Below are 18,950 nucleotides of genomic sequence, written 5' to 3' on the forward strand. Positions count from 1 at the left end.
AAACCAGGAGTAAACCCGTGGCAATTAAACTCGAAGACAAGAAGGCCATCGTCGCTGAAGTCAACGAGGCTGCCAAAGTCGCTCTGTCCGCTGTCGTGGCTGATGCCCGTGGTGTGACTGTAGGCGCAATGACCGGACTCCGTAAAGAGGCCCGCGAAGCTGGCGTTTATGTACGTGTCGTACGTAACACCCTGCTCAAGCGCGCTGTTGAAGGCACCGAATTTTCGATCCTCAACGACGCGTTCAAAGGCCCGACCCTGATTGCTTTCTCCAACGAACACCCGGGCGCTGCTGCTCGTCTGTTCAAAGAGTTCGCCAAGGGTCAGGACAAGTTCGAGATCAAGGCAGCTGCGTTTGACGGCAATTTCATTGCAGCGAACCAGATCGACGTGTTGGCTACCCTGCCGACCCGCGACGAAGCTATTGCGAAACTGATGAGCGTTATTCAAGGCGCCACCAGCAAGCTGGCTCGTACTCTGGCAGCCATTCGCGACCAGAAAGAAGCTACCGCCGCCTAAGGCGTGCGAATTCTTTCAAAATCATACGTTTAATTTGATGGCTGCGTAGGCTGTCACCCCAATACAGGATTTAAGTCATGTCCCTGACTAACGAACAAATCATCGAAGCAATCGGCCAGAAAACCGTTCTGGAAGTTGTTGAGCTGATCAAAGCAATGGAAGAAACCTTCGGCGTTACCGCTGCTGTTGCCGCTGCTGGCCCAGCTGCTGCTGCTGCCGTTGTTGAAGAGCAGACCGAGTTCAACGTTGTTCTGGTTGAAGCCGGCGACAAGAAAGTGAACGTGATCAAAGCCGTTCGCGAGCTGACCGGTCTGGGCCTGAAAGAAGCCAAAGAGAAAGTCGATGGCGCTCCTCAGGTTGTAGCTGAAGGCGTTTCGAAAGAAGCCGCTGAAGACGCTAAGAAGAAGCTGGAAGAAGCAGGCGCTAAAGTCGAGCTGAAGTAATCTCGACCTTGCGATGCCAGCCTGAGCGTTGAGCAAAAGGCTGATGGCTGGTGGCTTATGCCACCGGCCTTTTTCCGTTATTGGTGGCCGGTCATGCCGGCCCCGATAACAAGCTGCAAGACACCCATGTGGGTGGCGCAAACCAAGGGGTTTGCACGATTTTCTGGCTGCTCCCGCCGGGAGAAGCCAAACAAGCAGGTGACCAAGCTGGGGAACGCTGATGGCTTACTCATACACTGAGAAAAAACGTATCCGCAAGGACTTTAGCAAGTTGCCGGACGTCATGGATGTGCCTTACCTCCTGGCCATCCAGCTGGATTCGTATCGCGAATTCCTGCAAGCGGGAGCATCCAAGGATAACTTCCGCGACGTCGGCCTGCACGCGGCCTTCAAATCGGTATTCCCGATCATCAGCTACTCCGGCAATGCTGCCCTGGAGTACGTAGGCTATCGCCTGGGCGAACCCGCCTTCGATGTGAAGGAATGTGTCCTGCGTGGTGTGACCTTCGCGGTACCACTGCGGGTCAAGGTGCGCCTGATCATCTTCGACAAGGAATCGTCGAACAAAGCGATCAAGGACATCAAAGAGCAAGAAGTCTACATGGGTGAAATCCCCCTGATGACTGAAAACGGTACCTTCGTAATCAACGGTACCGAGCGTGTGATCGTTTCCCAGCTGCACCGTTCGCCTGGTGTGTTCTTCGACCACGACCGTGGCAAGACCCACAGCTCCGGCAAGCTGCTGTACTCCGCTCGCATCATCCCTTACCGCGGCTCCTGGCTGGACTTCGAGTTCGACCCGAAGGACTGCGTGTTCGTGCGTATCGACCGTCGCCGCAAACTGCCGGCCTCGGTGCTGCTGCGTGCCCTGGGCTACAGCACTGAAGAAGTGCTGAACACCTTCTACACCACCAACGTGTTCCACATTTCCGGCGAAAAACTTAGCCTGGAACTGGTGCCACAGCGTCTGCGTGGTGAAGTTGCTGTCATGGACATCCATGACGAAACCGGCAAAGTCATCGTCGAGCAAGGCCGCCGTATTACCGCGCGCCACATCAACCAGATCGAAAAGGCCGGCGTCAAGCAGCTGGACGTTCCTATGGAATACGTCCTGGGCCGCACCACAGCCAAGGCTATCGTGCATCCGGCTACCGGTGAGATCCTCGCCGAGTGCAACACCGAGATGACCACCGAGCTGCTGATCAAGGTCGCCAAGGCGCAGGTTGTCCGTATCGAGACCCTGTACACCAACGACATCGACTGCGGTCCGTTCATCTCCGACACGCTGAAGATCGACACCACCAGCAACCAGCTGGAAGCCCTGGTCGAAATCTACCGCATGATGCGTCCAGGCGAGCCGCCGACCAAGGACGCCGCCGAGACCCTGTTCAACAACCTGTTCTTCAGCGCCGAGCGTTACGATCTGTCCGCCGTTGGCCGCATGAAGTTCAACCGTCGTATCGGTCGTACCGAGATCGAGGGTTCGGGTGTGCTGAGCAAGGAAGATATCGTCGAGGTCCTGAAGACCCTGGTCGATATCCGTAACGGCAAAGGCATTGTCGACGACATCGACCACCTGGGTAACCGTCGCGTTCGTTGCGTCGGCGAGATGGCCGAGAACCAGTTCCGCGTTGGCCTGGTGCGTGTAGAGCGCGCGGTCAAGGAACGTCTGTCGATGGCGGAAAGCGAAGGCCTGATGCCGCAAGACCTGATCAACGCCAAGCCGGTTGCGGCGGCGGTGAAAGAGTTCTTCGGTTCCAGCCAGCTGTCCCAGTTCATGGACCAGAACAACCCGCTCTCCGAGATCACCCACAAGCGCCGCGTCTCTGCACTCGGCCCTGGCGGTCTGACCCGTGAGCGTGCTGGCTTTGAAGTCCGTGACGTGCACCCGACCCACTACGGCCGTGTGTGCCCGATCGAGACCCCTGAAGGTCCGAACATCGGTCTGATCAACTCCCTGGCAGCCTATGCCCGCACCAACCAGTACGGCTTCCTGGAAAGCCCGTACCGCGTGGTGAAAGAAGGTGTGGTCAGCGACGACATCGTGTTCCTGTCGGCCATTGAAGAAGCCGATCACGTTATCGCCCAGGCTTCGGCCGCGATGAACGACAAGAAGCAGCTGATCGATGAGCTGGTAGCGGTCCGTCACCTGAACGAATTCACCGTCAAGGCGCCGGAAGACGTCACCCTGATGGACGTTTCGCCGAAGCAGGTTGTTTCCGTCGCTGCCTCGCTGATCCCGTTCCTCGAGCACGACGACGCCAACCGTGCACTGATGGGTTCGAACATGCAGCGTCAGGCTGTACCGACCCTGCGTGCCGACAAGCCGCTGGTGGGTACCGGCATGGAGCGCAACGTTGCCCGTGACTCCGGTGTCTGCGTGGTTGCTCGCCGCGGTGGCGTGATCGACTCGGTCGACGCCAGCCGTATCGTCGTTCGGGTCAATGACGATGAAGTCGAGACCGGTGAAGCCGGTGTGGACATCTACAACCTGACCAAGTACACCCGTTCCAACCAGAACACCTGCATCAACCAGCGTCCGCTGGTCAGCAAGGGTGACAAGGTTCAGCGCAGCGACATCATGGCCGACGGCCCGTCCACCGACATGGGTGAGCTGGCACTGGGTCAGAACATGCGTATCGCCTTCATGGCGTGGAACGGCTTCAACTTCGAAGACTCCATCTGCCTGTCCGAACGTGTGGTGCAGGAAGACCGCTTCACCACGATCCACATTCAGGAACTGACCTGTGTGGCGCGTGATACCAAGCTTGGCCCAGAGGAAATCACTGCGGACATCCCGAACGTGGGTGAAGCCGCACTGAACAAGCTGGACGAAGCCGGTATCGTCTACGTGGGTGCGGAAGTCGGCGCGGGTGACATCCTGGTCGGTAAAGTTACGCCAAAAGGCGAAACCCAGCTGACTCCGGAAGAAAAACTGCTGCGCGCCATCTTCGGCGAAAAAGCCAGCGACGTTAAGGACACTTCCCTGCGCGTGCCAACCGGCACCAAGGGCACTGTCATCGACGTACAGGTCTTCACCCGTGATGGCGTGGAGCGCGACAGCCGCGCCCTGGCCATCGAGAAGATGCAGCTGGACGAGATCCGCAAGGACCTCAACGAAGAGTTCCGCATCGTCGAAGGCGCAACCTTCGAGCGTCTGCGTTCTGCCCTGAACGGCCAGGTGGTCGACGGTGGCGCGGGCCTGAAGAAAGGCACCGTGATCTCCGACGAAGTACTGGACGGTCTGGAGCACGGCCAGTGGTTCAAGCTGCGCATGGCTGAAGATGCACTGAACGAGCAGCTGGAAAAGGCTCAGCAGTACATCGTTGACCGTCGCCGTCTGCTGGACGACAAGTTCGAAGACAAGAAGCGCAAGCTGCAGCAGGGCGATGACCTGGCACCAGGCGTATTGAAGATCGTCAAGGTTTACCTGGCAATCCGCCGTCGCATCCAGCCGGGTGACAAGATGGCCGGCCGTCACGGTAACAAAGGTGTTGTCTCGGTTATCATGCCGGTTGAAGACATGCCGCACGACGCCAACGGTACTCCGGTCGACGTCGTACTGAACCCGCTGGGCGTACCTTCGCGTATGAACGTTGGTCAGATCCTCGAAACCCACCTGGGCCTTGCGGCCAAAGGCCTGGGCGAGAAGATCGACCGCATGCTCGAAGAGCAGCGCAAAGCCGCTGAGCTGCGTGTATTCCTGACCGAGGTCTACAACGAGATCGGTGGTCGTCAGGAAAACCTCGACGAGTTCTCCGACGCCGAGATCCTGGCCCTGGCGCACAACCTGAAGAAAGGTGTGCCTATGGCTACACCGGTCTTCGATGGTGCCAAGGAGCGCGAGATCAAGGCCATGCTGAAACTGGCAGACCTGCCAGAAAGCGGCCAGATGGTGCTGTTCGATGGCCGTACCGGCAACAAGTTCGAGCGTCCGGTGACCGTTGGTTACATGTACATGCTCAAGCTGAACCACTTGGTGGACGACAAGATGCACGCGCGTTCCACTGGTTCCTACAGCCTGGTTACCCAGCAGCCGCTGGGTGGTAAGGCGCAGTTCGGTGGTCAGCGTTTCGGGGAGATGGAAGTGTGGGCGCTGGAAGCATACGGCGCGGCATACACCCTGCAAGAAATGCTCACAGTGAAGTCGGACGACGTGAACGGCCGTACCAAGATGTACAAGAACATCGTGGATGGCGATCACCGTATGGAGCCGGGCATGCCCGAGTCCTTCAACGTGTTGATCAAAGAGATCCGTTCCCTCGGTATCGATATCGATCTGGAAACCGAATAACACGTGACGCGAAGGGGAGTGGGGCAGGTAATGCCCGCTCCCTGCTCCGCCAGGAGGAAAGGCCTTGAAAGACCTACTGAATTTGCTGAAAAACCAGGGTCAAGTCGAAGAGTTCGACGCCATCCGCATCGGTCTGGCGTCGCCTGAAATGATCCGTTCGTGGTCGTTCGGTGAAGTTAAGAAGCCGGAAACCATCAACTACCGTACGTTCAAGCCTGAGCGTGACGGCCTGTTCTGCGCCAAGATCTTTGGCCCAGTCAAGGACTACGAGTGCCTGTGCGGCAAGTACAAGCGCCTCAAGCACCGTGGCGTAATCTGCGAGAAGTGCGGCGTTGAAGTTGCCCTGGCCAAAGTGCGTCGTGAGCGCATGGCGCACATCGAGCTGGCCTCGCCGGTCGCTCACATCTGGTTCCTGAAGTCGCTGCCGTCCCGTATCGGCCTGCTGATGGACATGACCCTGCGTGACATCGAGCGCGTGCTCTACTTCGAGAGCTACGTCGTTATCGACCCGGGCATGACCACCCTGGAAAAGGGCCAGCTGCTGAACGACGAGCAGTACTTCGAAGCGCTGGAAGAGTTCGGTGACGACTTCGACGCCCGCATGGGTGCCGAGGCTGTCCGCGAACTGCTGCACGCTATCGACCTGGAGCACGAGATCGGCCGCCTGCGCGAAGAAATTCCGCAGACCAACTCGGAAACCAAGATCAAGAAGCTGTCCAAGCGCCTGAAGCTGATGGAAGCTTTCCAGGGCTCGGGCAACCTGCCTGAGTGGATGGTGCTGACCGTTCTGCCAGTACTGCCGCCGGACCTGCGTCCGCTGGTGCCGCTGGATGGTGGCCGCTTCGCGACCTCCGACCTGAACGACCTGTATCGTCGGGTGATCAACCGTAACAACCGTCTGAAGCGCCTGCTGGATCTGTCGGCGCCGGACATCATCGTGCGCAACGAAAAGCGCATGCTGCAGGAGGCGGTCGACGCCCTGCTGGACAACGGCCGTCGCGGTCGCGCCATCACTGGCTCGAACAAGCGTCCGCTGAAGTCCCTGGCCGACATGATCAAAGGTAAGCAAGGTCGCTTCCGTCAGAACTTGCTCGGTAAGCGTGTGGACTACTCCGGCCGTTCGGTAATTACCGTAGGCCCGACCCTGCGTCTGCACCAGTGCGGTCTGCCGAAGAAGATGGCCCTCGAACTGTTCAAGCCGTTCATTTTCGGCAAGCTGGAAATGCGTGGTCTGGCGACCACCATCAAGGCTGCCAAGAAGATGGTCGAGCGCGAGCTGCCAGAGGTATGGGACGTTCTCGCCGAGGTGATCCGCGAACACCCCGTACTGCTCAACCGTGCGCCAACCCTGCACCGTCTGGGTATCCAGGCCTTTGAACCGGTTCTGATCGAAGGTAAAGCCATCCAGCTGCACCCGCTGGTCTGCGCCGCGTACAACGCCGACTTCGACGGTGACCAGATGGCCGTTCACGTGCCGCTGACGCTGGAAGCCCAGCTCGAAGCGCGCGCGCTGATGATGTCGACCAACAACATTCTGTCGCCAGCCAACGGTGAGCCAATCATCGTTCCGTCGCAGGACGTTGTACTGGGTCTGTACTACATGACCCGTGAGGCCATCAATGCCAAGGGCGAAGGTCGCGTATTCGCCGACCTGCAGGAAGTCGACCGCGTATTCCGCGCCGGCGAAGCTGCCCTGCACGCGAAAATCAAGGTTCGTATCAACGAAACCGTGAAAGAGCGTGATGGCTCGGTGGTCAAGAACACCCGTATCGTCGACACCACCGTCGGCCGTGCGCTGCTGTTCCAGGTTGTACCGGCAGGCCTGCCGTACGATGTGGTCAACCAGCCAATGAAGAAAAAGGCGATCTCCAAGCTGATCAACCAGTGCTACCGCGTGGTTGGTCTGAAAGAGACCGTCATCTTCGCTGACCAGTTGATGTACACCGGTTTCGCCTACTCGACCATTTCCGGTGTTTCCATCGGTGTTAACGACTTCGTTATCCCGGACGAGAAAGCCCGCATCATCGGTAACGCTACCGATGAAGTGAAGGAAATCGAGAGCCAGTACGCCTCCGGCCTGGTAACCCAGGGCGAGAAGTACAACAAGGTCATCGACTTGTGGTCCAAGGCGAACGACGAAGTGTCCAAGGCGATGATGGCCAACCTCTCGAAAGAGAAGGTCATCGACCGCGAGGGCAAGGAAGTCGAGCAAGAGTCCTTCAACTCGATGTACATGATGGCTGACTCGGGTGCGCGGGGTTCCGCAGCACAGATCCGTCAGCTGGCTGGTATGCGTGGCCTGATGGCCAAGCCGGACGGCTCGATCATCGAGACGCCGATCACCGCGAACTTCCGTGAAGGTCTGAGCGTACTCCAGTACTTCATCTCGACCCACGGTGCTCGTAAGGGTCTGGCGGATACCGCCTTGAAGACTGCGAACTCGGGTTACCTGACGCGTCGTCTGGTGGACGTTGCCCAGGATCTGGTGGTTACCGAGATCGACTGCGGCACCGACCAAGGCCTGCTGATGACGCCGCACATCGAAGGCGGCGACGTTGTAGAGCCGCTGGGTGAGCGTGTACTGGGTCGTGTCATCGCCCGCGACGTGTTCAAGCCAGGCACCGAGGACGTGATCGTTCCGGCCGGTACCCTGGTCGACGAGCAGTGGGTCGAGTTCATCGAGCTGAACAGCATCGACGAAGTGATCGTGCGTTCGCCGATCAGCTGCGAAACCCGCTACGGCATCTGCGCCAAGTGCTACGGTCGTGACCTGGCTCGCGGTCACCAGGTGAACATCGGTGAAGCTGTCGGCGTTATCGCTGCACAGTCGATCGGTGAGCCGGGTACCCAGCTGACCATGCGTACGTTCCACATCGGTGGTGCTGCAAGCCGTACTTCGGCTGCCGACAGCGTCCAGGTGAAGAACGGCGGTATGGTGCGTCTGCACAACCTGAAGCAGGTCGAGCGTGCCGACGGCAACCTGGTTGCCGTATCGCGTTCCGGTGAGTTGGCCATTGCCGACGAATTCGGCCGTGAGCGTGAGCGCTACAAGCTGCCTTACGGTGCAGTGATTTCGGTCAAGGAAGGTGAAAAGGTCGAAGCTGGCGCCATCGTCGCCAAGTGGGACCCGCACACCCACCCGATCGTTACCGAGCTGAAAGGTACCGTGACCTTCGTGGGCATGGAAGAAAACATCACCATCAAGCGTCAGACCGATGAACTGACCGGCTTGACCAACATTGAAGTACTGGACGTGAAGGATCGCCCTGCCGCAGGCAAGGAAATCCGTCCGGCAATCAAGATGGTCGATGCCGCTGGCAAGGATCTGTACCTGCCAGGTACCGACGTACCTGCCCAGTACTTCCTGCCGGCCAACGCCCTCGTGGGTGTGGCTGACGGTGCCCAGATCGGTGTTGGTGACGTTATTGCGCGTATCCCGCAAGAAACGTCGAAGACCCGTGACATCACCGGTGGTCTGCCGCGCGTTGCCGACCTGTTCGAAGCGCGTCGTCCGAAAGAAGCCTCGATTCTGGCTGAAGTCAGCGGCACCATCGCATTCGGTAAAGAGACCAAGGGCAAGCGTCGCCTGGTGATCACTCCGACCGACGGTAGCGATCCGTACGAAGAGCTGATTCCGAAGTGGCGCCACCTGAACGTGTTCGAAGGTGAGCAGGTAAACCGCGGTGAAGTTATCTCCGACGGCCCGAGCGATCCGCACGACATCCTGCGTCTGCTGGGTGTCAGCGCGCTGGCGAAGTACATCGTCAACGAGATCCAGGACGTTTACCGTCTGCAAGGCGTGAAGATCAACGACAAGCACATCGAGACCATCCTGCGTCAGATGCTGCGCAAGGTCGAGATCTCCGAGTCGGGCGATTCCAGCTTCATCAAGGGCGACCAGATGGAACTGACCCAGGTACTGGTAGAGAACGAGCGTCTCGCCAGCGAGGACAAGTTCATCTCCAAGTTCACCCGTGTGCTGCTGGGTATCACCAAGGCCTCGCTGTCGACCGAGTCGTTCATCTCCGCGGCTTCCTTCCAGGAAACCACCCGCGTACTGACCGAAGCGGCGGTAACCGGCAAGCGCGACTACCTGCGCGGCCTGAAGGAGAACGTGGTTGTGGGTCGTTTGATCCCAGCCGGTACTGGTCTGGCTTACCACAGCGAGCGCAAGCGTCGCCGTGATGCCGACAAACCGTTGCGTGTCAGCGCCAGTGAGGTGGAAGCCGCACTGACCGAAGCGCTGAATTCCAGCGGTAACTAAGTCCAGGGCGGGGCCCCGGCTACCCTCGAACGGGCATCGGTGACATGAAATGTTGCCGATGATCGGGCGAGGAGGGCCGGGGCCTTGTCTTGACTGGGTGCAAGATCCTCTTTAGACTTTTGTACCCTTAAATTTGGTGAGGCTCCGTCTCGCCAATTTTTGGCTTTCTTGCAAGACAATAGAGTCGCAAGACAATCAGTGGAGCTAGTAGATGGCAACTATCAACCAGCTGGTACGTCAGCCGCGTAAGCGTTCGGTCGAGAAGTCCGACGTTCCTGCGCTGCAGAACTGCCCGCAACGTCGTGGCGTGTGCACCCGTGTGTACACCACCACGCCGAAAAAACCTAACTCGGCACTGCGTAAAGTATGCCGTGTGCGTCTGACCAACGGTTTCGAGGTTTCCTCGTACATCGGTGGTGAAGGCCACAACCTGCAAGAGCACAGCGTCGTCCTGATCCGTGGCGGCCGTGTAAAAGACTTGCCAGGTGTTCGTTACCACACCGTTCGCGGCTCTCTGGATACTTCGGGCGTCAAAGGCCGTAACCAGGGTCGTTCGAAATACGGTACCAAGCGTCCGAAGTAATCGGCCGTTTGCAGACATCCATTTTTTTGAGTCGATAAGAGTAAGGTCGGGCAGGGGTCGAAGACCCGCGTCCCGGGCTAACCTGAAGACCGTTTGAGGGCTTATCATGCCAAGACGTCGTGTAGCAGCAAAACGTGAGATCCTTGACGATCCGAAGTACGGATCCCAGATCCTCGCCAAGTTCATGAACCACGTGATGGAAAGCGGCAAGAAGGCCGTAGCCGAGCGCATCGTTTACGGTGCCCTGGATACCGTCAAAGCACGCAAGAACAGCGACCCCCTGGAAATCTTCGAGAAAGCTCTCGACGCCATCGCTCCGCTGGTCGAAGTCAAGTCCCGCCGTGTAGGCGGTGCTACTTACCAGGTTCCGGTTGAAGTTCGTCCATCCCGTCGTAACGCTCTGGCAATGCGCTGGCTCGTAGACTACGCCCGCAAGCGCGGCGAGAAGTCGATGGCTCTGCGTCTGGCCGGCGAACTGCTGGATGCTGCCGAAGGCAAGGGTGCTGCAGTCAAGAAGCGTGAAGACGTGCACCGTATGGCTGAAGCCAACAAAGCGTTCTCGCACTACCGCTTCTAATTCAAGCATCAATCATTTCGCGAGGGCTTTATGGCTCGTACTACAGCAATTAACCGCTACCGTAACATCGGTATCTGTGCCCACGTTGACGCGGGCAAGACTACCACTACCGAGCGGATCCTGTTCTACACAGGTCTGAGCCACAAGATGGGCGAGGTGCATGACGGCGCCGCGACCACCGACTGGATGGTGCAGGAGCAGGAGCGGGGTATCACCATTACCTCCGCTGCCGTTACCACCTTCTGGAAAGGTTCCCGTGGTCAGTACGACAACTACCGCGTAAACGTCATCGATACCCCCGGCCACGTTGACTTCACCATTGAAGTAGAGCGTTCGCTGCGCGTACTCGACGGCGCGGTCGTTGTGTTCTGCGGTACCTCCGGCGTTGAGCCGCAGTCCGAAACCGTATGGCGTCAGGCCAACAAGTACGGCGTTCCACGTGTTGTCTACGTGAACAAGATGGACCGTGCCGGTGCCAACTTCCTGCGCGTTGTAGGTCAGATCAAGAACCGTCTGGGTCACACCCCGGTTCCGGTTCAGCTGGCCATCGGTGCAGAAGATGACTTCCAGGGTCAGGTTGACCTGATCAAGATGAAAGCCATCTACTGGAACGACGACGACAAAGGCACCACCTATCGCGAGGAAGAGATTCCTGCCGAGCTGGTGGACCTGGCCAACGAATGGCGCAGCAACATGGTCGAGGCTGCTGCCGAGGCCAGCGAAGAGCTGATGAACAAGTACCTTGAAGAAGGTGACCTGTCCGTCGAAGACATCAAGGCTGGTCTGCGCGCCCGTACCCTGGCGAGCGAGATCGTTCCTGCTGTCTGCGGTTCTTCGTTCAAGAACAAGGGCGTTCCCCTGGTTCTCGATGCCGTCATTGACTACCTGCCTGCGCCAACCGAGATCCCTGCGATCAAGGGTATCCACCCTGATCTGATCGACGTGCCGAAGGATGAAGTCAAGCCTGAACAGTACGACGAGCGTCCTGCTGACGACGACGAGCCGTTCTCGGCCCTGGCGTTCAAGATCGCTACCGACCCGTTCGTGGGCACCCTGACCTTCGTCCGCGTTTACTCGGGCTTCCTGACCTCTGGTGACTCCGTCATCAACTCGGTCAAGGGCAAGAAAGAGCGCGTTGGCCGTATGGTGCAGATGCACGCCAACCAGCGTGAAGAGATCAAGGAAGTACGTGCAGGCGACATCGCTGCTCTGATCGGGATGAAGGACGTCACCACCGGTGATACCCTGTGCAACCTCGACAAGCCGATCATCCTTGAGCGTATGGACTTCCCTGAGCCGGTAATTTCGCTCTCCGTAGAGCCGAAAACCAAGGCTGACCAGGAGAAGATGGGTATCGCACTGGGCAAGCTGGCCCAGGAAGACCCGTCGTTCCGCGTCAAGACCGACGAAGAAACCGGCCAGACCATCATCTCCGGTATGGGTGAGCTGCACCTGGACATTCTCGTTGACCGCATGAAGCGCGAATTCAACGTCGAGTGCAACGTCGGCAAGCCGCAGGTTTCGTACCGCGAGAAGATCACCAAGTCCAACGTCGAGATCGAAGGCAAGTTCGTTCGTCAGTCGGGTGGTCGTGGTCAGTTCGGTCACTGCTGGATCCGTTTCTCGGAGCCAGACGTCGACGAGAAGGGCAACATCACCGAAGGTCTGGTCTTCACCAACGAAGTCGTTGGTGGTGTGATTCCGAAGGAATTCATCGCCCCGATCCAGAAGGGTATCGAAGAGCAGATGAAAAACGGCGTTGTTGCCGGCTATCCGCTGCTCGGCCTGAAGGCTACAGTGTTCGACGGTTCGTACCACGACGTCGACTCCAACGAAATGGCGTTCAAGATCGCCGCTTCGATGGCGACCAAGCAACTGGCCCAGAAGGGCGGTGGCGTGGTGCTTGAGCCGATCATGAAGGTTGAAGTTGTAACCCCGGAAGACTACCTGGGTGACGTGATGGGTGACCTGAGCCGTCGTCGTGGGATGATCCAGGGTAATGAAGACTCGGTGTCCGGCAAGGTAATCACTGCTGAGGTACCACTCGGAGAAATGTTCGGTTATGCAACCGACGTTCGTTCCATGTCTCAGGGTCGCGCAAGCTACTCCATGGAATTCTCCAAATACGCCGAAGCTCCGTCGAACATCGTCGAAGCACTCGTTAAAAAACAAGGCTAATCCCCTTTAGGCAAGAGGTTCACTGTCGTGGCTAAAGAAAAATTTGATCGTTCCCTTCCCCACGTTAACGTCGGCACCATCGGCCACGTTGACCACGGTAAGACCACTCTGACCGCAGCTCTGACTCGCGTCTGCTCCGAAGTTTTCGGTTCGGCAGTCGTTGAGTTCGACAAGATCGACTCGGCTCCGGAAGAAAAAGCGCGCGGTATTACCATCAACACCGCTCACGTCGAGTACAACTCGAACATTCGTCACTACGCTCACGTTGACTGCCCAGGTCACGCTGACTACGTGAAGAACATGATCACCGGTGCTGCCCAGATGGACGGCGCGATCCTGGTTTGCTCGGCCGCCGATGGTCCGATGCCACAAACCCGTGAGCACATCCTGCTGTCCCGTCAGGTTGGCGTTCCGTACATCGTGGTCTTCCTGAACAAGGCTGACCTGGTAGACGACGCTGAGCTGCTGGAACTGGTTGAGATGGAAGTTCGCGACCTGCTGTCCACCTACGACTTCCCAGGCGACGACACCCCGATCATCATCGGTTCGGCTCGTATGGCGCTGGAAGGCAAAGACGACAACGAAATGGGCACTACCGCTGTCAAGAAGCTGGTAGAAACTCTGGATGCCTACATCCCTGAGCCAGTTCGTGCCATCGACCAGCCATTCCTGATGCCAATCGAAGACGTATTCTCGATCTCGGGTCGTGGTACCGTAGTTACCGGTCGTATCGAGCGTGGTATCGTCCGCGTTCAGGATCCGCTGGAAATCGTTGGTCTGCGTGACACCACCACCACCACCTGCACCGGTGTTGAGATGTTCCGCAAGCTGCTGGACGAAGGCCGTGCTGGCGAGAACTGCGGCGTTCTGCTGCGTGGTACCAAGCGTGACGACGTTGAGCGTGGCCAGGTTCTGGTCAAGCCAGGTTCGGTCAAGCCGCACACCAAGTTCACCGCAGAAGTCTACGTTCTGTCCAAGGAAGAAGGCGGCCGTCACACTCCGTTCTTCAAAGGCTACCGTCCTCAGTTCTACTTCCGTACCACTGACGTGACCGGTAACTGCGAACTGCCGGAAGGCGTTGAAATGGTAATGCCAGGTGACAACATTCAGATGACTGTTACCCTGATCAAGACCATCGCAATGGAAGACGGTCTGCGCTTCGCTATCCGTGAAGGCGGTCGTACCGTCGGCGCCGGCGTCGTAGCCAAAATCATCGAGTAATCTCTCGACCGATTGAAAAAACCCCCGCTCAGCGGGGGTTTTTTTTATTGGGTTGACACTAAATGGGGGCGTCTATAGAATCACGCCTCCTTTTAGCGGGCGTGGTGCGTCCGTTGGGAACAGCCTGGAGTCTGAAATCCAATGCAAAATCAGCAAATCCGTATCAGGTTGAAGGCTTTCGACCATCGCCTGATCGACCAATCCACCCAGGAAATCGTGGAAACCGCGAAACGTACTGGTGCACAAGTGCGTGGTCCAATTCCACTGCCTACCCGCAAAGAGCGTTTCACCGTTCTGGTTTCCCCGCACGTCAACAAAGACGCGCGTGACCAGTACGAGATCCGCACTCATAAGCGTGTTCTGGACATCGTCCAGCCAACGGATAAAACCGTTGACGCGCTGATGAAGCTTGATCTGGCGGCAGGTGTGGAAGTACAGATCAGCCTCGGCTAAGACTTCGGTCTAGTCGTGTAACGCTCTGAAATGGGCGGCCATAGCGGGTGAAAGCCCCGTACACTCATGAGGTTTACAACATGACTATTGGTGTAATCGGTCGCAAGTGCGGTATGACCCGCATTTTCACCGAAGAAGGTGTCTCCATTCCGGTCACGGTCATTGAGATCGAGCCGAATCGCGTCACCCAGTTCAAAACTGAAGAAACCGATGGCTACCGTGCAGTGCAAGTCACTGTCGGCGAGCGTCGTGCTTCGCGTGTGACTGCCGCTCAGGCAGGCCACTTCGCCAAGGCCAACGTTGCCGCTGGTCGCGGTGTTTGGGAGTTCCGTCTTGAAGAAGGCGATTTCCAGGCTGGCGATCTGATCAAAGCTGAACTCTTCACTGCAGGCCAGCTGGTTGACGTTACTGGTCAGTCCAAAGGTAAAGGCTTTGCCGGTACCATCAAGCGCTGGAACTTCCGTGGTCAGGACAACACCCACGGTAACTCCGTGTCGCACCGTGTTCCTGGTTCCATCGGCCAGTGCCAGACTCCTGGTCGTGTGTTCAAGGGCAAGAAAATGTCCGGTCACATGGGCGCCGAGCGCGTGACTGTTCAGTCCCTGGAAGTAGTTCGCGTAGACGCTGAACGCAACCTGCTGCTGATCAAAGGTGCCGTACCTGGCGCTACTGGTGGCGACGTGGTTGTACGTCCAGCTGTCAAGGCTCGCGGTTAAGGGGAAACTGACATGCAACTTAATGTAAATGACGCTCAGGCGATCGAAGTTTCCGAACTGACTTTCGGTGGCGAATTCAACGAGACGCTGGTTCACCAAGCAGTCGTGGCCTACATGGCTGGCGGCCGTCAGGGTACCAAGCAGCAGAAGACCCGTTCCGACGTGGCTGGTGGCGGTAAGCGCCCATGGCGTCAGAAGGGTACTGGCCGTGCTCGTGCTGGTACCACTCGTGGTCCGATCTGGCGTGGCGGTGGTGTAACCTTCGCAGCTCGCCCTCAAGATCACTCGCAGAAGCTCAACAAGAAGATGTACCGCGCAGCACTGCGCTCCATCCTCGCTGAGCTGGTGCGTAGCGACCGTCTGGTCGTGGTTCAGGACTTCGCTGTTGAAGCGCCAAAAACCAAAGATCTGCTGAACAAGCTGAACGGCATGGGTCTGAGCGATGTTTTGATCGTTTCCGACGCTGTTGATCAGAACCTGTACCTGGCTGCTCGTAACCTGCCGCACGTCGATGTACGTGACGTACAAGGTTCCGACCCGGTCAGTCTGATCGCATACGAGAAAGTGTTGATCACTGTCTCGGCCGTGAAGAAATTCGAGGAGCTGCTGGGATGAACCAGGAACGCGTATTCAAAGTCCTCCTTGGCCCGCACGTTTCCGAGAAGGCTACCGTTCTGGCTGAGAAAAAAGGCCAGTTCGTATTCAAGGTTGCTACCGATGCAACCAAGCTGGAAATCAAGAAAGCTGTCGAAGGCCTGTTCAACGTAAAAGTTGAAAACGTGTCGACTGTTAACGTTCTGGGTAAAACCAAGCGTACCGCACGTGGTCTGGGCAAGCGTAATGACTGGAAGAAGGCGATCGTCTCCCTTCAGCCAGGCCAAGATCTCGATTTCAGCAGCAGTGCTGAGTAAGGAAGGGGTGCATCATGGCAATCGTTAAATGCAAACCGACTTCCCCTGGCCGCCGTTTCGTGGTCAAGGTGGTCAACAAGGAGCTGCACAAAGGCGCTCCTCACGCACCGCTGATCGAGAAAAAATCGAAGTCTGGTGGTCGTAACAACAATGGCCGCATTACCACTCGTCACGTTGGTGGTGGTCATAAGCAGCATTACCGTCTGGTCGACTTCCGTCGCAACGACAAAGATGGCATCCCAGCCACTGTCGAGCGTATCGAATACGACCCGAACCGTACTGCTCACATCGCCCTGCTGTGCTACGCAGACGGTGAGCGTCGCTACATCATCGCCCCTAAAGGCGTGAGCGCTGGCGACCAGCTGATCGCAGGTGCACTGGCCCCAATCAAGGCCGGTAACTCCCTGCAGCTGCGCAACATTCCAGTAGGTAGCACCATCCACGGCATCGAACTGAAGCCGGGTAAAGGTGCACAGATCGCTCGTTCCGCTGGTGCTTCGGCTCAGCTGATCGCTCGCGAAGGTGTCTACGTGACCCTGCGTCTGCGCTCTGGTGAAATGCGTAAAGTCCTGGCTGAGTGCCGTGCGACCCTGGGCGAAGTCTCGAACTCCGAGCACAGCCTGCGTTCGCTGGGTAAAGCTGGTGCCAAACGCTGGCGCGGCGTTCGCCCAACCGTTCGTGGTGTTGCCATGAACCCGGTTGACCACCCACACGGTGGTGGTGAAGGTCGTACCTCCGGTGGTCGTCATCCGGTATCGCCATGGGGCTTCCCAACCAAGGGTGCTAAAACCCGTGGTAATAAGCGTACCGACAACATGATCGTCCGTCGTCGCAAGTAACTAGAGGGATACGACAGTGCCACGTTCTCTGAAAAAAGGTCCTTTTATCGATCTTCACCTGCTGAAGAAGGTCGAAGTGGCGGTGGAGAAGAATGATCGCAAGCCAGTTAAAACCTGGTCGCGTCGTTCGATGATCCTGCCACAAATGGTCGGTCTGACCATCGCGGTACACAACGGTCGTCAACATGTCCCAGTTCTGGTGAACGAAGACATGGTCGGCCACAAACTGGGCGAGTTCGCCGGTACCCGCACCTATCGCGGGCACGTGGCTGACAAGAAAGCCAAGCGTTAAGGGGTAAGGAAATGGAAGTAGCCGCTAAGTTGTCGGGCGCTCGAATCTCCGCCCAGAAAGCCCGCTTGGTCGCCGACCAGATCCGCGGGAAGAAGGTGGGCGAAGCGCTCAACCTGTTGGCCTTCAGCAGCAAAAAAGCTGCTGAAATCATGAAGAAAGTCCTCGAGTCGGCCGTAGCCAACGCCGAACACAACGAAGGCGCAGACGTTGATGACCTGAAGGTCTCCACCGTCTTCGTCAACGAAGGGCGTTCGCTGAAGCGCATCATGCCACGTGCCAAAGGCCGTGCTGATCGCATCGTCAAGCGGTCTTGCCATATCACTGTCAAGGTTGCGGACAAGTAACGGAGTCGATCAGATGGGTCAGAAAGTACATCCCACTGGCATTCGCCTGGGAATCGTCAAGGAGCACACCTCCGTCTGGTACGCAGACGGTGCTACTTACGCAGATTACCTGTTGAAGGATCTGAAAACGCGTGAGTACCTCCAAGACAAACTAAAAAGCGCGTCCGTAAGCCGTATCGATATTCATCGTCCGGCTCAAACTGCACGCATCACCATCCACACCGCTCGTCCAGGTATCGTTATCGGGAAGAAAGGTGAAGATGTCGAGAAGCTGCGTCAGGACCTGACCAAGCAGATGGGTGTGCCTGTGCACATCAACATCGAAGAGATCCGCAAGCCGGAACTCGACGCTATGCTGGTTGCGCAGAGCGTAGCTCAGCAGCTGGAACGCCGCGTAATGTTCCGTCGCGCCATGAAGCGCGCCGTACAGAACGCCATGCGTATTGGTGCCAAGGGCATCAAGATCCAGGTGAGCGGTCGTCTCGGCGGTGCTGAGATTGCTCGTACCGAGTGGTATCGCGAAGGTCGTGTGCCGCTGCACACCCTGCGTGCCGATATCGACTACAACACCTACGAAGCTCACACCACTTACGGTGTGATCGGTGTGAAGGTTTGGATCTTCAAAGGCGAAGTGATTGGTGGTCGCCAAGAAGAACTGAAACCACAAGCACCAGCGCCTCGTAAAAAAGCTGCTAAGTAAGGGGTACGCCAAATGTTGCAACCAAAGCGTACAAAATTCCGCAAGCAGATGACTGGCCACAACCGTGGTCTGGCACTGCGCGGTAGCAAAGTCAGCTTCGGCGAATTCGCCCTGAAAGCTGTTGCTCGCGGTCGCCTCACCGCTCGCCAGATCGAGTCCGCACGTCGTGCGCTGACCCGTCACGTTAAGCGTGGCGGCAAGATCTGGATCCGTGTGTTCCCGGACAAGCCGATCTCCAAGAAGCCTCTCGAGGTTCGTATGGGTAAAGGTAAGGGTTCCGTGGAGTACTGGGTTGCCCAGATCCAGCCAGGCAAAGTCCTGTACGAGATCGAGGGTGTTTCTGAAGAGCTGGCGCGCGAAGCTTTCGCCCTGGCTGCTGCAAAGCTGCCTCTCGCCACCTCCTTTGTTAAGCGGACGGTGATGTGATGAAAGCGAATGAACTTCGTGAAAAATCGGCACAGCAACTGAACGAGCAACTGCTCGGCTTGCTGCGCGACCAGTTCAATCTGCGTATGCAGAAAGCAACTGGCCAGTTGGGGCAGTCGCACCTGCTCTCGCAAGTTAAGCGTGACATCGCTCGCGTGAAAACTGTGCTCAACCAGCAGGCAGGTAAGTGA

Annotated in this window: 18 protein-coding genes; all 18 read left to right on the forward strand. The window is 57.6% G+C overall.

The annotated features are described in order from the left end of the window. The first annotated feature begins 17 nt into the window (after positions 1-17). The 18 genes from rplJ to rpmC all read left to right on the forward strand — a co-directional run bounded on the left by rplJ (position 18) and on the right by rpmC (position 18,950). Positions 18-518: a 50S ribosomal protein L10 gene (rplJ, locus tag FPB55_RS02275; RefSeq protein ID WP_009681245.1), complete on the forward strand. Its 501-nt coding sequence runs from the start codon at positions 18-20 to the stop codon at positions 516-518. 77 nt (positions 519-595) lie between these two features. Further along, positions 596-961: a 50S ribosomal protein L7/L12 gene (rplL, locus tag FPB55_RS02280; RefSeq protein WP_003255496.1), complete on the forward strand. Its 366-nt coding sequence runs from the start codon at positions 596-598 to the stop codon at positions 959-961. A 220-nt stretch (positions 962-1,181) separates the two neighbouring features. Then, positions 1,182-5,255: a DNA-directed RNA polymerase subunit beta gene (rpoB, locus tag FPB55_RS02285; protein ID WP_009681246.1), complete on the forward strand. Its 4,074-nt coding sequence runs from the start codon at positions 1,182-1,184 to the stop codon at positions 5,253-5,255. Between the two features lie 64 nt (positions 5,256-5,319). After that, the gene (rpoC, locus tag FPB55_RS02290; protein WP_009681247.1) at positions 5,320-9,519 is read left to right on the forward strand and encodes a DNA-directed RNA polymerase subunit beta'; all 4,200 of its coding nucleotides are present in this window, start codon (positions 5,320-5,322) and stop codon (positions 9,517-9,519) included. 211 nt (positions 9,520-9,730) lie between these two features. Beyond that, positions 9,731-10,102: a 30S ribosomal protein S12 gene (rpsL, locus tag FPB55_RS02295; RefSeq protein ID WP_003255492.1), complete on the forward strand. Its 372-nt coding sequence runs from the start codon at positions 9,731-9,733 to the stop codon at positions 10,100-10,102. A gap of 106 nt (positions 10,103-10,208) precedes the next feature. Further along, positions 10,209-10,679, forward strand: a complete 471-nt coding sequence (gene rpsG / locus FPB55_RS02300) for a 30S ribosomal protein S7 (protein ID WP_003246741.1) — start codon at positions 10,209-10,211, stop codon at positions 10,677-10,679. Positions 10,680-10,709: 30 nt separating this feature from the next. Next, the gene (gene fusA, locus FPB55_RS02305; RefSeq protein ID WP_009681248.1) at positions 10,710-12,857 is read left to right on the forward strand and encodes an elongation factor G; all 2,148 of its coding nucleotides are present in this window, start codon (positions 10,710-10,712) and stop codon (positions 12,855-12,857) included. A gap of 27 nt (positions 12,858-12,884) precedes the next feature. Then, entirely contained in the window at positions 12,885-14,078 is a 1,194-nt protein-coding gene (tuf, locus tag FPB55_RS02310) for an elongation factor Tu (protein WP_010951775.1), read from the forward strand. 141 nt (positions 14,079-14,219) lie between these two features. After that, a complete protein-coding gene (gene rpsJ / locus FPB55_RS02315) occupies positions 14,220-14,531 on the forward strand; it encodes a 30S ribosomal protein S10 (RefSeq protein WP_003186070.1) in 312 nt (103 codons plus the stop codon). Between the two features lie 80 nt (positions 14,532-14,611). Then, positions 14,612-15,247, forward strand: a complete 636-nt coding sequence (rplC, locus tag FPB55_RS02320) for a 50S ribosomal protein L3 (protein ID WP_003255486.1) — start codon at positions 14,612-14,614, stop codon at positions 15,245-15,247. Positions 15,248-15,259: 12 nt separating this feature from the next. Continuing rightward, a complete protein-coding gene (gene rplD / locus FPB55_RS02325; protein WP_003255485.1) occupies positions 15,260-15,862 on the forward strand; it encodes a 50S ribosomal protein L4 in 603 nt (200 codons plus the stop codon). Next, complete coding sequence (gene rplW, locus FPB55_RS02330) at positions 15,859-16,158, forward strand: 50S ribosomal protein L23 (protein WP_003255484.1); 300 nt, start codon at positions 15,859-15,861, stop codon at positions 16,156-16,158. The genes rplD and rplW overlap by 4 nt, the downstream gene beginning before the upstream one ends. A 14-nt stretch (positions 16,159-16,172) precedes the next feature. After that, positions 16,173-16,997: a 50S ribosomal protein L2 gene (gene rplB / locus FPB55_RS02335; protein ID WP_003255483.1), complete on the forward strand. Its 825-nt coding sequence runs from the start codon at positions 16,173-16,175 to the stop codon at positions 16,995-16,997. Between the two features lie 16 nt (positions 16,998-17,013). After that, the gene (rpsS, locus tag FPB55_RS02340) at positions 17,014-17,289 is read left to right on the forward strand and encodes a 30S ribosomal protein S19 (RefSeq protein ID WP_003255482.1); all 276 of its coding nucleotides are present in this window, start codon (positions 17,014-17,016) and stop codon (positions 17,287-17,289) included. Positions 17,290-17,300: 11 nt separating this feature from the next. Then, positions 17,301-17,633 (forward strand): 50S ribosomal protein L22, encoded by a 333-nt coding sequence (gene rplV / locus FPB55_RS02345; RefSeq protein WP_003103908.1) that lies wholly within the window; start codon positions 17,301-17,303, stop codon positions 17,631-17,633. Positions 17,634-17,646: 13 nt separating this feature from the next. Then, a complete protein-coding gene (gene rpsC, locus FPB55_RS02350) occupies positions 17,647-18,333 on the forward strand; it encodes a 30S ribosomal protein S3 (protein ID WP_003255481.1) in 687 nt (228 codons plus the stop codon). Between the two features lie 12 nt (positions 18,334-18,345). Next, entirely contained in the window at positions 18,346-18,759 is a 414-nt protein-coding gene (gene rplP, locus FPB55_RS02355; protein WP_003255479.1) for a 50S ribosomal protein L16, read from the forward strand. Then, positions 18,759-18,950 carry a 50S ribosomal protein L29 gene (gene rpmC / locus FPB55_RS02360; protein ID WP_002555481.1) on the forward strand — a complete coding sequence of 64 codons (192 nt, stop codon included), beginning with the start codon at positions 18,759-18,761 and terminating at the stop codon, positions 18,948-18,950. The genes rplP and rpmC overlap by 1 nt, the downstream gene beginning before the upstream one ends.

The organism is Pseudomonas sp. BJP69, assembly GCF_007633355.1.
GTDB lineage: Bacteria > Pseudomonadota > Gammaproteobacteria > Pseudomonadales > Pseudomonadaceae > Aquipseudomonas > Aquipseudomonas juntendi.

Bases quoted from the DNA above. Each gene is read 5' to 3' on its own strand.
- rplL (WP_003255496.1), top strand. From the start codon at position 596: ATGTCCCTGACTAACGAACAAATCATCGAAGCAATCGGCCAGAAAACC.
- rpoB (WP_009681246.1), top strand. From the start codon at position 1,182: ATGGCTTACTCATACACTGAGAAAAAACGTATCCGCAAGGACTTTAGC.
- rpsL (WP_003255492.1), top strand. From the start codon at position 9,731: ATGGCAACTATCAACCAGCTGGTACGTCAGCCGCGTAAGCGTTCGGTC.
- rpsG (WP_003246741.1), top strand. From the start codon at position 10,209: ATGCCAAGACGTCGTGTAGCAGCAAAACGTGAGATCCTTGACGATCCG.
- fusA (WP_009681248.1), top strand. From the start codon at position 10,710: ATGGCTCGTACTACAGCAATTAACCGCTACCGTAACATCGGTATCTGT.
- rpsJ (WP_003186070.1), top strand. From the start codon at position 14,220: ATGCAAAATCAGCAAATCCGTATCAGGTTGAAGGCTTTCGACCATCGC.
- rplC (WP_003255486.1), top strand. From the start codon at position 14,612: ATGACTATTGGTGTAATCGGTCGCAAGTGCGGTATGACCCGCATTTTC.
- rplD (WP_003255485.1), top strand. From the start codon at position 15,260: ATGCAACTTAATGTAAATGACGCTCAGGCGATCGAAGTTTCCGAACTG.
- rplW (WP_003255484.1), top strand. From the start codon at position 15,859: ATGAACCAGGAACGCGTATTCAAAGTCCTCCTTGGCCCGCACGTTTCC.
- rplB (WP_003255483.1), top strand. From the start codon at position 16,173: ATGGCAATCGTTAAATGCAAACCGACTTCCCCTGGCCGCCGTTTCGTG.
- rplV (WP_003103908.1), top strand. From the start codon at position 17,301: ATGGAAGTAGCCGCTAAGTTGTCGGGCGCTCGAATCTCCGCCCAGAAA.
- rpsC (WP_003255481.1), top strand. From the start codon at position 17,647: ATGGGTCAGAAAGTACATCCCACTGGCATTCGCCTGGGAATCGTCAAG.
- rplP (WP_003255479.1), top strand. From the start codon at position 18,346: ATGTTGCAACCAAAGCGTACAAAATTCCGCAAGCAGATGACTGGCCAC.
- rpmC (WP_002555481.1), top strand. From the start codon at position 18,759: ATGAAAGCGAATGAACTTCGTGAAAAATCGGCACAGCAACTGAACGAG.